At 70.8% G+C, this 15,109-nt stretch carries 10 protein-coding genes and 4 pseudogenes; 2 read left to right on the top strand and 12 right to left on the bottom strand.

Translation table 11 applies throughout. The annotated features are described in order from the left end of the window. The coding region (locus G6R25_RS13235) for an FCD domain-containing protein (RefSeq protein WP_163553209.1) at positions 1-414 on the top strand (414 nt) is incomplete at its 5' end. Here the strand turns inward: G6R25_RS13235 and G6R25_RS31480 are convergent. From G6R25_RS31480 to G6R25_RS13180, 12 genes and pseudogenes are all read right to left on the bottom strand, one after another. Further along, entirely contained in the window at positions 320-1,282 is a 963-nt protein-coding gene (locus G6R25_RS31480) for an acyclic terpene utilization AtuA family protein (RefSeq protein ID WP_268904135.1), read from the bottom strand. The genes G6R25_RS13235 and G6R25_RS31480 overlap by 95 nt on opposite strands. A 79-nt stretch (positions 1,283-1,361) precedes the next feature. Further along, positions 1,362-3,065: pseudogene (locus tag G6R25_RS31475) on the bottom strand (acyclic terpene utilization AtuA family protein); the annotation flags it as partial. Next, positions 3,062-5,086, bottom strand: a complete 2,025-nt coding sequence (locus G6R25_RS30490) for an ATP-binding protein (protein ID WP_473246897.1) — start codon at positions 5,084-5,086, stop codon at positions 3,062-3,064. The gene G6R25_RS30490 and the pseudogene G6R25_RS31475, both read right to left, overlap by 4 nt. 5 nt (positions 5,087-5,091) lie before the next feature. Continuing rightward, positions 5,092-6,754: pseudogene (locus G6R25_RS30485) on the bottom strand (acyl-CoA carboxylase subunit beta). 48 nt (positions 6,755-6,802) lie between these two features. Then, the gene (locus G6R25_RS13210; protein WP_163553208.1) at positions 6,803-7,957 is read right to left on the bottom strand and encodes an acyl-CoA dehydrogenase family protein; all 1,155 of its coding nucleotides are present in this window, start codon (positions 7,955-7,957) and stop codon (positions 6,803-6,805) included. A gap of 50 nt (positions 7,958-8,007) precedes the next feature. Continuing rightward, the gene (locus G6R25_RS13205) at positions 8,008-9,684 is read right to left on the bottom strand and encodes a 3-hydroxyacyl-CoA dehydrogenase family protein (RefSeq protein WP_163553207.1); all 1,677 of its coding nucleotides are present in this window, start codon (positions 9,682-9,684) and stop codon (positions 8,008-8,010) included. 27 nt (positions 9,685-9,711) lie between these two features. Then, positions 9,712-11,122 (bottom strand): annotated as a pseudogene (locus G6R25_RS13200) (aldehyde dehydrogenase family protein). A gap of 124 nt (positions 11,123-11,246) precedes the next feature. Then, positions 11,247-11,696: a flavin reductase family protein gene (locus G6R25_RS13195; protein WP_136449361.1), complete on the bottom strand. Its 450-nt coding sequence runs from the start codon at positions 11,694-11,696 to the stop codon at positions 11,247-11,249. Positions 11,697-11,790: 94 nt separating this feature from the next. Next, entirely contained in the window at positions 11,791-13,095 is a 1,305-nt protein-coding gene (locus G6R25_RS30480; RefSeq protein ID WP_268904136.1) for an AMP-binding protein, read from the bottom strand. 128 nt (positions 13,096-13,223) lie between these two features. Next, a pseudogene (locus tag G6R25_RS31470) lies at positions 13,224-13,421 on the bottom strand (AMP-binding protein); the annotation flags it as partial. Between the two features lie 103 nt (positions 13,422-13,524). After that, positions 13,525-14,025 (bottom strand): ketosteroid isomerase-related protein, encoded by a 501-nt coding sequence (locus G6R25_RS13185; protein WP_163553206.1) that lies wholly within the window; start codon positions 14,023-14,025, stop codon positions 13,525-13,527. A gap of 34 nt (positions 14,026-14,059) precedes the next feature. Continuing rightward, on the bottom strand, positions 14,060-14,506 hold the full coding sequence (locus G6R25_RS13180; RefSeq protein ID WP_235948284.1) for a ketosteroid isomerase-related protein: 447 nt from the start codon (positions 14,504-14,506) through the stop codon (positions 14,060-14,062). A 314-nt stretch (positions 14,507-14,820) separates the two neighbouring features. On the opposite strand from G6R25_RS13180, the gene G6R25_RS13175 reads away from it, so the two are divergent. Further along, a partial coding sequence (locus tag G6R25_RS13175; protein ID WP_235948280.1) for an acyl-CoA dehydrogenase family protein occupies positions 14,821-15,109 on the top strand: 289 nt, incomplete at its 3' end.

Genomic DNA, 15,109 nt, shown 5'->3' with positions numbered 1-15,109 from the left:
TGTTCGCTGACCGTCACCCGAGTTTCGAAAGAATCAACCTGGCGGTTTCGGAATAGCTTCATGGAATGGGCGTTGGAGGAGATGCGCGGCGCCGCCGATCCGCGTGCGTTCCTCGACGCCAACTTCCGCCTTCACATGGCGATCGCCCGTAGTGCGCGCGTTCCGGTGCTCGCCGGCCTGTATCAAACGGTCGCGGCGATTCTGCAGAGTTCCCTGACCAGGGTGGAGGCGCTGCCGGAGCATGAGGAGATGCTGGCCAGGAACCTCGACGTACACACCGAGGTGGTCGCCGCGATCCGCAATCGGGATCGGGACATGCTCACCAAACTGATGACCCTGCACCGCCAGGATCTGGTGCGCGCCGTCGACCCCTCGCGTTCCCCGGCCGGACCGGAGCAGGTCTCCGGCGGCTGATCTCCTGCCGCATCCCGTCGCCGACGATCACACACCGCACCGACGCCGGGGCCACGCCGGTCGTCGGCCCCTCCCCACTGTTCGCGTTCACCGAGCGGCGTCCAATCAACCCGCGTCCACTAGCTCGACAGGTACCTCGACGTGGCGTGAACGCACGTACTCGGCCAGCCCCTTCGCCTGCGGGTCGGGGCGGGTCGCCGAGTAGGCCGACGACGACGAAGTTCACCGCCCGCAGGTTCGCGAGCTCGTAGCGGCGAACCTGCAGCCCCCGGGCCTCGGGCACCAGTTCGGCGAAGCGCCGCGCGGTCAGCTCGGCGGCGAGCCAGGTGTAGATCGCGGCGTCGCGGGCCCAGACGCCGACGTTGGCGTTGCCGCCCTTGTCCCCGGAGCGGGCACCCACCAGCAGACCCAGCGGGATCCGTACCGTGCCACCCGAAGCACTCGGGGCCGGCAGAGCACTCGGGGCCGACGTCACCGGCGCTGTCCGCGCAGAAGGCGCCGGGGCGGCCGGGGCCATCGGGCTGTGCGGGATGGCGATCCCGCGGCCATCGTCGAGGACGACGCGATGCTCCACCGCGTCCCGCCCGACGAGCGTCGGCCAGTACACGCCGTACGCGCTCTCGGCGGTCGGCGGGGTCGTCGTGTGGAAGCCGGCGTACCCGCCCAGGGCCAGCGCCATCGTTGTGTCCGAAAACGCCCGACCCACCCGCTTCGGATCACTGTCCTTCACCGTGATCCGAAGGTGCGCCGTCGCCAGGGCGTTGTCGTCGGCGTCGAACGCGTTCTCGCCGCCGAGCAGGTCGAACAGCTCGCGGCGGGCCCAGGCGGCCTTCGCCTCGATGTCGAGACCGGTCAGGACGAGCGTCATCGTGTTGCGGTAGCCCGCCCAGGTAGTTCATCGCGACCTTCAACGTGCCCGGCGGCGGGCTTCCCCGGGTGCCGGAGATCCGCACCCGGTGCGGACCGGCCTGGGTCAGGCTCACCGTGTCGAAGTGCGCGACCACGTCGGGGTTCGGGTAGGCGGGCTCGGTGATCTCGTAGAGCAGCTGTGCGGTGACCGTACCGACGGACACCAGTCCGCCGGTGTCGGCGTGCTTGGTGATGACGCTGGAGCCGTCGGCGGCGACCTCGGAGATCGGGAACCCCGGATACCGCCTGTCGGTGACCTCCGAGCCGAACGCGTAGTTTCCGCCGCAGGCCTGCGGTCCGCACTCGATGACGTGGCCGGCCGCGACCGCGCCGGCGAGCCGGTCCCAGTCGGTGCGCGCCCATCCATGCCACCAGGCCGCCGGGCCGACGACGAGGGACGCGTCGGTCACCCGAGGGGTGACGACGACGTCCGCTCCCGCCGCCAGGGCGGCGGCGATGCCCCAGCCGCCGAGGTAGGCGTTCGCGGTCACCGGTTCGACCCCGCTCGCGGCCAGCTCGGCGAACGGACGCCCGGTGTCCAGGTGCGTGAAGGACTCGCCGGCCGTCCGCAACGGCCCGATCCGGTCCGTCAGGTCGTCTCCGGTGACATGGGCGACCCGAGGCGCCAGGCCGAGCCCGGCGGCGACCTTGGTGACCTGTTCGGCCAGGCCCGCGGGGTTGAGGCCGCCCGCGTTGACGACGATGCGGATCCCCCGGTCCAGGCACGTGCCGAGCACCTGTTCGAGCTGGACGAGGAACGTCCGCGCGTAGCCCGCACCGGGGTCCCGTCGCCGGGCCTTCCGCAGGATCAGCATCGTCAGTTCGGCGAGATAGTCGCCGGTGAGCACGTCGATCGGGCCGCCGTCGACCATGAGTCGCGCGGCGTCGACCCGGTCGCCGTAGAAACCCGAGCAGTTGGCGATGCGGACCGGGCGCTGGACCGGACCGATGGCCCGCCCCTCCACGCGAGGGTGCTGGTCGGCGGCCATCAGCGCCCACTCCAGACCGGCCGGCGCTTCTCGCTGAACGCCCGCGGCCCCTCCTGGGCGTCGGCGCTGAGATAGATCGGCTCCCAGATCCGCTCCGCCTCGCGATACGCCTCGGACAGGGGAAGCTGGGCGAGCAGACCGACGGTGCGCTTCGCGGCCCGCACCGACAGCGGCGCGTTGGCCGCGATCGTCTCGGCGAGTTCCCGCACCCGACCGGCGAGGTCGGTTCCCGCGACGACCTCGTTGACGAGGCCGAGCTCGTAGGCGCGCCGGGCGGCCGAGCAGCATCTGCATCGCGATCCGGGGCGGCAGCAGGTAGGGCAGCGGCGCGGCCCAGGGCGCCCCGCGGCCGACCTTGACCTCGGTGATCGCGAATCTGGCGTGTTCGGCGGCGACGACCAGGTCGCAGCACTGTGTCAGGAGGAATCCACCGGCGTAGGCGACGCCGTTGACGGCGGCGACGACGGGTTTGTCGACCTCGATGTTCCGGCCGGGTTGGGGCACGTAGTCCGGCGGCGGTACCCCAAGCGCCTGTGTCGCCATCTCCTTCAGGTCGCCCCCGGCGCAGAACGCCCGATCGCCCGCGGCGGTGAGCACGAGAACGGACGCGTCCCCGTCCGCGTTGAACCTGGCGAAACCGTCCCACAGGCCCCGGCGGACCTCGGCGGACAGCGTGTTGCGGGCCTCCGGCCGGTCGATGGTCAGCCACGCGACCCGGTCGTCCCGCAGGTAGGTGACCGCGGGCGACGTCATAGCGCCGACCCCGGTGTGATGACGGCGAGGACGTGCCCGCCGTCGACGGTCTGGCCGGGACGCACGTCCAGCGCACTGAGGACGCCGTCGTGCGGCGCGGTCACCGCGTGTTCCATCTTCATCGCCTCCAGAACGAGCACGACTTCTCCGGCGGTCACGGCCGCACCCCGCTCGACGGCGACCCGGACCACGGTTCCCGGCATCGGAGCGGTCAGCGATCCCGTCGCGGCGCTCGCGCCCGGCTCGACGAACCGGGGCGTCTCCCGGGCCACCGTCGACCCGCCGCGACCGTCCAGGTAGACCTCCGGCCCGACGCGGTGGACCCGGACCGTCGAGCGAACGTTGTCCACGGTCAGATCCGCCTGCTCGCCGTCGAGGCGGTGCACCACCACCTCCCGGGCCCGGCCGTCGACGGTGACGTCGACCCGGTCTGCGCGCCAGCGGTACGACACCTCCACCTCGCGCCCGGACACACCGCGCCCGGACGATCCCGGGCCGGACAGCGCGAAAACGACACGCTGCGGGGAGGTCGGGACGTTGCGCCAGCCGGGCGGCGCGGTCGGGAGGATCCCGTTCGCCCGGCGCTCGGTCGCGGCGGTGAGCGCGGCCGCCACCAGGTGGGTCGCGAGGACGTCGGCAGACGTCGCGGGCGAGCCCATCGCGACCGCGTCGTGCCGGTCGAGGTAACCGGTGTCGATGTCGCCGGAGCGGAACGCCTCGTCGCGCAGAATCGCGACGAGCAGCTCCCGGTTGGTGGTCACCCCGTGCACGCGGGTGCCGGCCAGCGCGCGGGCGAGTCGGCGGATCGCCTCGTCACGCGTCGCGCCGTGCGCGATGACCTTGGCGAGCATCGGGTCGTAGTGGACGCCGACGACCGACCCGTCCGCGACCCCGCTGTCGACGCGAACGCCGTCAAACGCGGGCACGTCGAAACGGTGGATCGTCCCGGTCGCCGGGAGGAACCCGGCGGGCACGTCCTCGGCGTACAGGCGGGCCTCGACGGCGTGGCCGGTGATGCGGGCGTGGCGCAGCTCGGCCGGCAACGGCGCGCCCTGCGCCACCAGTAGCTGCGCCCGGACGAGGCCGAGCCCGGTCACCTGCTCGGTCACCGGGTGCTCGACCTGCAGCTGGGTGTTCACCTCGAGGAAGAAGAACCGGCCGCTGCGGTCGAGCACGAACTCGACGGTTCCGGCACCGACGTAGCCGATCGCCGCGGCGGCCGCGACGGCGGCGGAGCCGAGGCGCTCCCGCAGGTGTTCGTCGACCGCGACGGACGGTGCCTCCTCGATGATCTTCTGGTAGCGCCGCTGGATCGAGCACTCCCGTTCGAACAGGTGCACCACGTCGCCGTGCGCGTCGGCGAAGACCTGCACCTCGACGTGGCGGGGACGGGAGACGTAGTGCTCCAGGAACACCGTGCCGTCGCCGAACGCCGAGGCCGCCTCGCGCCGCGCACTCGCCACGGTGTCCGTGAGCGCCTCGAGGTCGCGCACGATGCGCATCCCGCGTCCACCCCCGCCGTAGACGGCCTTGACCAGCACGGGGAAGTCCAGCTCAGCCGCGGCCTTCACCAGCCGGTCGGGCTCGGCGAGCAGCTCGTCGTCGACGATCAGACCGGGCAGGACCGGCACGCCGGCCGCGCTCATCAGTTCCTTCGCCCGGGTCTTCGACCCCATGGCCTCGATGGCCTCCGGGGGCGGTCCGACGAACACGATCCCCGCATCCGCGCACGCCCGCGCGAAGTCGGCGTTCTCGGACAGGAAGCCGTAGCCGGGATGGACGGCGTCGGCCCCCACCCGCAGCGCGGCGTCGATCACCAGATCGCCGCGCAGGTACGTCTCAGCCGGCGTCGCCCCGGGCAGCCGGACCGCCTCGTCGGCCGCGGCGACGAACGGGGCGTCCACGTCGGGGTCGGAGAAGACCGCGACCGTGGCGATGTCCATCGCGTGCGCGGTCCGGATGATCCGGACGGCGATCTCGCCCCGGTTCGCGACCAGCAGTTTTGTGATCAAACGGCTCACGGGGCTCACATCCGGAAGACGCCGTAGCCACGGCGTCCCTCGATCGGGCCCGAGTGGGCGGCGGACAGGGCGATGCCGAGCACGGTGCGGGTGTCGCGCGGGTCGAGGACGCCGTCGTCGTAGAGCTTTCCGCTCATGAAGAAGGCGTGCGACTCGGCGCCGATCTGGCGTTCGATCTCCCCGCGGCGTCGGTCGTCGGCCGCGGTGTCGAACGGTCGGCCGGCGGCGTCGGCGGCGGCCCGGCCCACGATCGACAGCATCCCGGCCAGCTGGGTGGGCGCCCATGACGGCGAGCTTGGCGCCCACCCAGGCGAACATCAGCCGTGGGTCGTAGGCGCGCCCCGACATGCCGTAGTTGCCCGCGCCGAACGACGCCGCCATGTTGACGGTCAGATGCGGCACGGTGCTGTTCGTCACCGCGTTGATCATCTTGGCGCCATCCTTGATGATGCCGCCCTGCTCGTAGGCCGCACCCACCATGAAGCCCGTGGTGTTCTGCAGGAAGATCAGCGGCGTGTCCACCTGGTTGGCGAGCTGGATGAACTCGGCGCCCTTCTTCGCCTCCGCGCTGAACAGCACGCCGTTGGCGTTGGCGAGCACCCCGACCGGAAAGCCGTGGATCGAGGCCCAGCCGGTCACCAGGCTGACGCCGTAGTCGGGCTTGTACTCGCCGAACCGCGAGCCGTCGACGACCCGGGCGAGCACCTCGCGCGGGTCGAACGGCACCCGGATGTCCGCCGGCGCGATCCCCAGCAACTCGTCGGCGTCGTACACGGGCGGGTCGGCGGGCAGGCTCGGCCCGGGCCCGCGCTTACGCCAGTTGATCTCGGACAGGATCCGTCGGCCGATCCGGATCGCGTCGGGCTCGTCGACCGCGAAGTAGTCCGCGACTCCGGAGACCCGCGCGTGCATCGCCGCGCCGCCGAGATCCTCGTCGTCGGCCTCCTCGCCGGTCGCCATCTTGACCAGCGGTGGCCCGCCGAGGAACACCTTCGCCTGCCGGTCGACCAGCACCGCGTGGTCGCACATGCCCGGCACGTACGCCCCGCCCGCGGTGGAGTTGCCGAAGACCAGGGCGATGGTGGGGATGCCGTCGGCCGACAACGCGGACAGGTCGTGAAAGATCTTTCCGGCCTGGACGAACAGGTCGGACTGGTTCGGCAGATCGGCACCGCCGGACTCGACGAGGTTCACGACCGGCAGCCGGTTGCGCCTGGCAATGTCGAGGGCGCGCAGCGTCTTGCGCAACGAGTACGGGTTCATCGTGCCGCCGCGGACCGTCGGGTCGTGCCCGATGACGACGACCTCGACCCCGGACACCACCCCGATGCCGGTGACAACGCTCGCGCCGACAGTGAACTCCGTTCCCCAGGCCGCGAGCGGGGACAGTTCGAGGAACGCCGAATCCCGGTCGAGCAGCAGCTCGACGCGCTCGCGCACCAGCAGCCGGCCGCGCCGGCGGTGTCGGTAGCGCTCGCCGCCGCCGGCCCGCGCGATCTCCAGCTGCTCCGCGAGCTGCGCGAGGTTGGCGAGCTGGGCGGCGCGGTTCGTGCGGTACAACTCGGAGGCGGTGTCCAGGCGGGACCGCAGGACGGTGCCCTCGGCAGCCCGCGCATGCGGTGGCGGCCCGCCCGGCGCGGTCGCCCATCTCGTGGCGGAATACGTCATGGCTGTCTCCTCATTGCGGCCAAAGCTCCTCAGTGCGGCCGGAGCTCCTCAGTAGGAACGGGGAAGGCCGAGGGCATGCTGCGCGACGTAGTTCAGGATCATCTCCCGGTTGACCGGGGCGATCCGCAGCGTGCGCACCATCCCCCACAGCGGTATCAGGCCGTACTCGACGGCCATCCCGTTCCCGCCATGGGTCTGGATCGCCTGGTCCACGGCCGCGAGGGCGGCCTCCGCGGCGGCGTACTTCGCCATGTTTGACGGCTCCCCGGCGGGCAGGCCGTGGTCATGCGACCACGCGGCCTTCTGCGTCATCAGCGCGGCGAGCGACGTCTCGATCTTCGCCTTCGCCAGTGGGTGGGAGACGCCCTGGTGGGCACCGATCGGGACGTCCCACACCTGCCGGTGACGCGCGTAGTCGGCGGCCTTTCCCAGCGCATACCGGGAGATGCCGACGCAGATCGCGGCGCCGGTGATCCGTTCCGGGTTCAGGCCGTGGAACACCTGCCGGAAGCCGTCGCCCTCGACGCCGATCAGCGCGTCCGCCGGCACCCGGGCGTCGTCGAAGAACAGCGTGAACTGCTGTTCGGGCATCTGCGCGGCGACCGGCAGCGGGTGGGCGACCAGGCCCGGCGTGTCGGTCGGCACGACGAACAGCGACAGTCGCGCCCGCCCGGTGGCCTCGTCCACGCCGGTCCGGGCGACGACGAGGACGGCCGCGGCCTCGTCGAAGCCGGAGATGTAGTATTTCTGCCCGGTCAGCACCCAGTCGTCGCCGTCGCGGTCCGCCTTCGTCGCCAGCCGGTGGGTGTTCGACCCGGCGCCCGGCTCGGTGATCGCGAACACCACCTTGTGGCTGCCGTCGGCGAGGCCGGGCAGCCACCGCAGCTTCTGCCCCTCGCTGCCGAAACGGGAGATGACCTCGCCGGAGATCGCGGCGGAGACCACCAGGAGCAGCAGCGGGCAGCCCGCCGCGGCGGTCTCCTCGCAGACCGCCGCGAGCTCCACGATGCCGCCGCCACCGCCCCCGTAGGCCTCGGGGAGGTTCACCCCGAGGAAACCGGCCTCCGCGAGCGCCGCCCACACCTCGCTGGTCGGCTTGCGCGCGTGCGACCGCTCGGTGTAGTAGGCACCGCCGAACGGCTTCGCGATCGCGGCGACCGTCTCCCGCAGAGCCGTGAGCTCCACGTCCTCACCGAAGTCCACAACGCCTCCCAGCAATTGATCGTCTGTCGAACCGGATGCGGACCGCGCCGCTACACATACGGTGTGCCGGTGACCGCCCGGCTCACCAGCGAGCCGGGCGGGGCGAAGCGGGCGCCGTAGCGGTCGGCCAGCTCGCGGGCTCGGGCCACGAATCCCGCCGGGCCCCTGCCGTGCTCGTCGGCGTACTGGTTGATGTACTGGAACACCCCGCCCGTCCAGGGCGGGAAGCCGATGCCGAGCAACGAGCCCACGTTCGCGTCGGGCACCGACCCGACGACGCCCTCGTCCATCGCGTGAACGGCCTCGATCGACTCGGCGAACAGCAGCCGCTCGGTGAGGTCGGTGAGGTCGGCGGGCGAGCTGTCGCGGCCCGGCGTGCCGAACGCCGCCTGCAGACCCGGCCACAGGCCGCCGCGCCGGCCGGTGTCGTCGTATTCGTAGAAGCCGGCGCCGCCGGACCGCCCCGGCCGCCCGAACTCGTCGATCATCCGGTCGACGACCGCGTCCGCGGGATGGCCCCGCCAGACATCACCGACGGCCTCCGCCGCTGCCTGCGCCTCCTGCCGGATCTTTCGCGGCAGGGTCAGCGTCAGCTCGTCGAGAAGCGCAAGCGGTCCGGCCGGGTAGCCGGCCCGCAACGCTGCCGCCTCGACACTCGCCGGGTCGATGCCGTCCCCGACCGCCGCGATCGCCTCGTTGAGGAAGGCGATGATGACGCGGCTCGTGAAGAACCCGCGGCCGTCGTTCACGACGATCGGCGTCTTGCCGATCTGCCGGACGACGTCGAACACCTTCGCGAGCGTGGCGTCGGACGTGCTCCGGCCCCGGATGATCTCGACGAGCGGCATCCGGTCGACCGGGGAGAAGAAGTGGATGCCGATGAAGTCCTCGGGCCGCCGGACACTCTCGGCCAGCAGGGCGATGGGCAGCGTCGAGGTGTTCGAACCGAGCACCGCGGCCGGGTCGACGATCTCCTCGATCTCCTCGATTTCCCCGAAGACCTTGTGCTTCAGCTCGACGCTTTCGAAGACGGCCTCGACGACGACGTCGACCCCGGCGAAGTCGGCGGGGTCGACGGGGTCGGCGGTCGGGTGGATCCGGTCGAGCAACGCCGCCGACGCGCCCGGCGAGATGCGGCCCCGGGCCAGCGCCTTCGCCTCCAGCCTCTCGGCGTGGGCCTTGCCTCGCTGCGCCGCAGCGAGGCTGACGTCCTTGAGCACCACCTCGATGCCGGCCTGCGCGGCCACGTAGGCGATGCCCGCGCCCATCATCCCGGCCCCGAGAACACCGAGCCTGGTGGCCTGGAACCGGTCGAACCCGGGCGGGCGGCTGGCGCCGGCCCGAACGTGTCGCAGGTCGAGGAACGCCCGAATCTGGTTGCGCACCACCCGACCGGTCGTCGGACCGACCTGGGCGTGGCGGTTCGCGAGGACGCCGCGCAGTGCGGCGACGGCGTCCTCGGCGCGCAGCGGGCCGAGTGCGTCCCGAGCGCCGTGAACGTCGCCATGACCGCCACCGCCGCCCGGGGCCCGCCCCGCCGACGTCACGACGACGCCGGCGATCGAGTCCTTCTCCCGGTCGAGCCGGTCGACGACGTCCCGTAACGACGCGACGAGGTCGTGGTCGTCGGGCTCGGCCGACACCGGCGGATCGTCGACGGTCAGAATCAGGGTTCCCTCGGCGCCCCGGTTCCAGCCGATGACGCCGGCGGTGCTGACGTGCTCCATCGTTGATCCGTCCCTGTCTGTCGAGGGTCAGGAGGTCGGCGGCGTTCCCAGCACCAGGGCGAAGGCCGCCCGGTCCGCCAGCCCGCCGGACCGGGCGAGCGAGATGAACTTCTGCTCGGTGTAGGCGTCGAGCGCGTGGGGGCCGCCCTCGCGTCCCAGGCCGCTCTGCTTGAATCCGCCGAACGGGTAGTCCGGGTGGATGACGTGCCAGTCGTTGACGTACACCATGCCGGCGTCGAGCCGGCGGGCCACGGCCAGGGCGCGCTGCTCGTCCCGGCCCCACACGCCGGCCGACAGGCCGTAGTCGGTGTCGTTGGCGAGGGCGACCGCCTCGTCGACGGAGTCGTACGTCAGCACGGTGAGCACCGGGCCGAAGACCTCTTCGCGGGCGATCCGCGCCTCGTTGGTGACGTCGGTGACGATGGTGGGTTCGACCCAGTTCCCCACCTCGAACCCCGGTCCCTGCGGGGCGCCGCTGCCCAGGGCGATGGTGGCGCCGTCCTCGCGGGCCGACGCCAGGTAGCCCAGGATGCGGTCCTGCTGTCCGGCGCTGATCACCGGGCCGACGTCGGTCGCCGGATCCAGCGGATCGCCGAGCTTGAGGGTCTTCGCCCGCTCCACCAGCCGGGAGACGAACTCATCCTTCAGTACGCCCGGGACGAGCAGCCTGGTGCCCGCCTCGCAGGCCTGCCCGTTGTTCGAACAGCGCCCCGTCGACGGCGAGCGGCAGGTCCGCGTCATCGAGGATGATGTTCGGCCCCTTGCCGCCGAGCTCCAGCGTCACCCGCTTCACCGTGTCGGCGGACGCGCTCAGGATGGCCTTGCCGATCTCGGTCGAGCCGGTGAAGGCCACCTTGCGGACATCGGGATGGCTGCTGAGGCGGGCGCCGACCGGGTCACCGTCGCCGGTGACGACGTTGAGCACCCCCGGGGGCAGACCGGCCGCCTCGAACTCCTCGGCGAGTTCGAGGGCCAGCAGCGGCGCGTGCTCGTCGGGCTTGAGCACGGCGGTGTTCCCGGCGGCAAGCGCCGGCGCGACCTTCCAGATGATCACGAGAAGCGGGATGTTCCAGGGCACGATCGCGGCCACCACGCCGAGGGGCTCCCGGCGCACTACTCCCGCGGCCGGAATCGGACCGATCTCGGGTCCGGCCTTCTCGAACTCGTAGGACTCCGCGAGATCGGCAAGGTAATGGAGCTGACCGATCGACAGGCCGAGATGCAGGGCGCCGGTGACGCGGATCGTCGCGCCGTTCTCCCGGCTCTGCAGGGCCGCGAGCTCGGGCAGGCGCTGTTCGAGACGACCGGCGACCGCGTGCAGCAACGCCGAGCGCTCCTGCGGCGAGGTGTGCCGCCACCCGCCCGCCTTGTGTGCGGCCCTGGCCGCGGCGACCGCGCGGTCGACGTGCTCGACCCCGCCCTTCGCGACGGTCGCCACGAGTTCGTCCGTCGCGGGGCTTCTGATCTCGTACCGCTCGGCGGAATCGAGCCATTCCCCACCGATGAATAAGGGGTAGTGCGGTGCGGACACTTTCTCCTCCTTCTCTAAATGCGGTGAGATGTCAGTCCTGAGGCCGCAGGTGGCGGTACTCGCTGCGGTAGTACAGCAGCGGAGCGCCGCCTTCGCCGGCTCGCAGGGATTCCACGTGGCAGGTGACGATGTGATGGTCGCCGCCGTCGTGGACCTCGGCGATGCTCGCGCCGATGTGCGCGGCGGCGCGCTCCAGCGCGGGTGCGCCGTTCGACAGCGGCGTCCACGCGACGCCGGCGAACTTGTCCGCGCCGCTGCGCGCGAATCCGTTGCTGATCTCGTGCTGGTCCGCGCTGAGGATGTTGACGCACAACCGCCCGCAGGCCGCCAGCACCGGCCAGGACGTGGACGTCCGGGCGGGACAGAACAGGATCATCGGCGGGTCGAGGGACAGGGCGGTGAACGACTGGCAGGTCAGGCCCACCGGTCGGTCCCCGGCCATCGCCGTCACGATGACGACGCCGGTGGCGAAATGCGACAGGACGTCGCGGAAGGTGCCCGAGTCGACGAGCGTCGCCGGCGGCTCGGGCTGCTCTCCCGGCCCGGCCCGGCCCGGTCGGCGGTGCTCTGCGCAGTCATCCGATCTCCCGGCTGCGTCCGGCCCAGTACGGCGCGCGAATCGCCTTCTTGTCGACCTTGCCCGCGGGATTCACCGGGAGGCTGTCCCAGAACACGATCGACTTCGGCGCCGGCACGCTACCGAGCTCCCGTTTGACGTGGGCGATCAGGTCGCCTTCCTGCACCGTCTCGGAGGGCTTGGCGACCACGACCGCGAGCACGGTCTCGCCCCATTTCTCGTGCGGTACGCCGACCACCGCGGCCTGGGCCACCGCCGGGTGGGTCAACAGCACGTCCTCGACCTGACGTGGGAAGACGTTGAATCCACCGCTGACCACCATGTCCTTCTTGCGGTCGACGATGTAGAGGAAACCGCCGGAGTCCAGGAAGCCGATGTCGCCGGTGTGCACCCAGCCATCCCGTAACGCCTCGGCGTTGCGGGCGGGGTCGACGTAGGTCAGCATCTGCCCGAGCTGCCGCGAGCAGATCTCTCCCGGTTCGCCGACCGGGAGCGGCTGGTCCTTCTCGTTCTGGATGGTGACCTTCACGTACGGGATCGGCCGCCCGGCCGACGCCAGCCGTCGGACACCCTGCTCGGTGTCCACTCGGTGGTCCTCCTTGCGCAGACACGACACGTAGCCCGGTTCGGTCCCGGCGTAGGTCTGGACGAAGATCGGACCGAAGGTGTCGAGCGCCTCACGGAGGCGTTCCGGGGCGATCGGGGAGCCCGCATAGATCATCGTGTGCAGCGAGGAGAGGTCGAACGACGTCCGGCCGGGATGGTCGAGCAGGAGGTAGACGATCGTGGGGACCACGGCCGTGGCGGTCACCCGCTCCTTCTCGATCGTCTTGAGGAGAACGTCGACGTCGAGTCCCGGCAGCAGCACGTTCACCCCGCCGCGCAGGAACGTCGGCATCACGAAGATCTGCGTGAAGTGGGTGAGGGGAGCCCCGTGCGCGAAGATCTCACCCGGCCGGATGTCGGCGATCTCGAGTCCCGCCGTGATGCTGTAGTGCGCCCAGGTGAAGTGGGAGTTGACCACGCCTTTCGGTTCACCCGTGCTCCCGGAGGTGAACAGCACGTACGCGTCGTCGTCCTCGGACAGGGCTACCGACGGTTGCGAGTCCGGTTGCGAGTCGAAGAACGTCCGGTAGTCGAGAACCTCCGGGGCGTTGAGGACCGTTGTCTGCCCGGCCCCCCCGACCCCGCCGTGGGTATCGGCGGCGCCCCCATGGCCACCGGCCAGGCGGATGACCCGCTTGACGTCGGGCAGACCGTCGAGCAGCTCGGCGACGACCGCGTCGAACTGGGCGTGATAGATGAGGGTGGTGGCGCCGGCCTGCCCCAGGATGGTGCGATGACCGCCGACCGCCGACCGCCGACCGCTGACCGCGTCGGCATCTGCACCAGCACCGCCCCGGCCTTCCAGATTCCGTGCTGGGTCGGAATGAACTCCAGGATGTTGGGCAGCAGCAGGCCTACCCGATCGCCCTTCTCCACCCCCAGCACCCCGAGTCCGTTCGCCACTCGGTTGGCCCAGCTCTGCATCTGCCGGTAGGTGAGCCGGCGATCATCGTCGATGATCGCCGTCGAGTCCGCGTAGTACAGACACACCCGATCGAACACCTCTGGCAGGGTGCCCCACATGACTGCTGAACCTCCAGATCGAACTGCCGTCCACCGGCCCGCGGAAAACGGGACCTCACAACCGTTGCCGAACACCGACGAAGCGGCGAACGCCTTCGGGGCTTCAGCCCAGGAGCGAGGCGGGGTCGAAATCGGCGTCCCAGTAGTGCGGGGTGAGGACCGGCAGGCCGAGTTCCTGGAGTACCGGGGTGTCGTTCCAGTTGGTCAGCTCACGGTCGATCCGGCCGTCGGCATCGAACTGGTGCCAGGTCTGGCCGCGGGTGGACAGCGTCCGGCCGCCGACCGGCACTCCCCGAAAGCCCGCGAGGTGCTCACCGGTCCAACGCCAGAGGATCGTGACGGCGGGCGCCCCGTTACCCCCGGTGGTCTCGATGGCCTCGAGCACCTCGAAGTGATGGATCCCGACGCCGTTGCCGGTGTCGCCGTTCGCGTACGGGGCGAGGCGTTCGCGCAGCTCGGCCCGGTCGGTAGCGGTGTCGTAGACGTGGTCGACCGCCCGGCGGTCGTCGTAGAGCACCTCGTCCGCGTACAGGGCCACGGTGGCCTCGGTGTCCGTGGTGAGTGCCTGCGCCCAGCGCTGCGCGTGGTCGGTGGCCTTACTCATCGACGTGTTCCCTTCGCTTCGAGTCTCTGGGGCCTCAGACCGCGGCGGGCGCGGGGACCGGGGCGGCGACGCCACCGTGGATCGACACCGGCAGGCCCAGCGTGTGCAGTGGTGAGACGGCATCCCAGTAGGTCGACTCACGCGTGATGCGGCCGTCGGCGTCGTAGATGTGGAAGGTCTGACCGGAGGTGCTGAACGTCTTCCCGCCCGTGGGGACGCCGAGGAAGGCCGCCGAGCCCGCGGGCTCCCAGGTCCAGCGGATGATCCCGCTACGGGCATCACCGATGTACTCGTCGATCCGAAACAGGTTGATCCCGATACCGTTGTCCAGATCCTTGTTCGCGTACGGCGCGAAAACTCGGTGCAGATCCTCCTTGTCGGTGATCGACTGGTCCAGGATCAGATCCTCGAAGAGGAAGTCGTCGGCGTACAGGGCGCAGACCTTTTCCGCGCTTTCACGAAACGCCTTCAACCATAACACGGCGAACCGGTAGGACGACATTCTAGCCACGCTCCTTTGCGCCGGTGAGGAAAAGACCGTCGAGGGCCGGCGAACGGCCGGTGGGGATGGCCCAACGGTAAGGCTGGACGAGACAGGATGCGTCATCCCCCGGGGTTAAACACCTTGCCCCTTAGGGTGAGCCCCGAGCGGTCGGGGCCCGCCCCGGCGCCCGGCGGAGCGCCGAACCCCGGCGACGTGTCACCCCATCGAAGGGCAGAAGCTCTCCCGACGGGAGATTTCAACACAGCCTGTGCGGTCTACGTTCGCTAGTACGTGGTCATCAACAAAGAGGAGTGAACTTCGGCATGGGAAAACACGATGTGGAGATAACGCCGGCCGAACGGGCCGAGGTGCTTGAGGCGGCCCGTACGCTGGCGAAGGAGTTCGCGGTCGCCGGTCCGTCCGCCGACGCGGAGAACCGCTTTCCCACCGAACTCGTGCCACTCTACAAGGACAGCGGCCTACCCTCGATCGCGATCCCCAAGAAATACGGCGGCCTCGGCGCCGACATCGCGACCACGGCGGAAGTCTCCAGGGAGCTCGCGAAGGGCGACCCGGCGATCGCACTGAGCCATTCCCGGC

This window comes from Candidatus Frankia alpina (assembly GCF_902806485.1).
GTDB lineage: Bacteria > Actinomycetota > Actinomycetes > Frankiales > Frankiaceae > Frankia > Frankia alpina.
Note: the sequence above shows the minus strand (reverse complement) of the source record. Positions and strands in the feature narration are given on the sequence as shown.

Bases quoted from the DNA above. Each gene is read 5' to 3' on its own strand.
- G6R25_RS13205 (WP_163553207.1), bottom strand. From the start codon at position 9,684: ATGGAGCACGTCAGCACCGCCGGCGTCATCGGCTGGAACCGGGGCGCC.
- G6R25_RS13185 (WP_163553206.1), bottom strand. From the start codon at position 14,025: ATGAGTAAGGCCACCGACCACGCGCAGCGCTGGGCGCAGGCACTCACC.
- G6R25_RS31480 (WP_268904135.1), bottom strand. From the start codon at position 1,282: ATGACGCTCGTCCTGACCGGTCTCGACATCGAGGCGAAGGCCGCCTGG.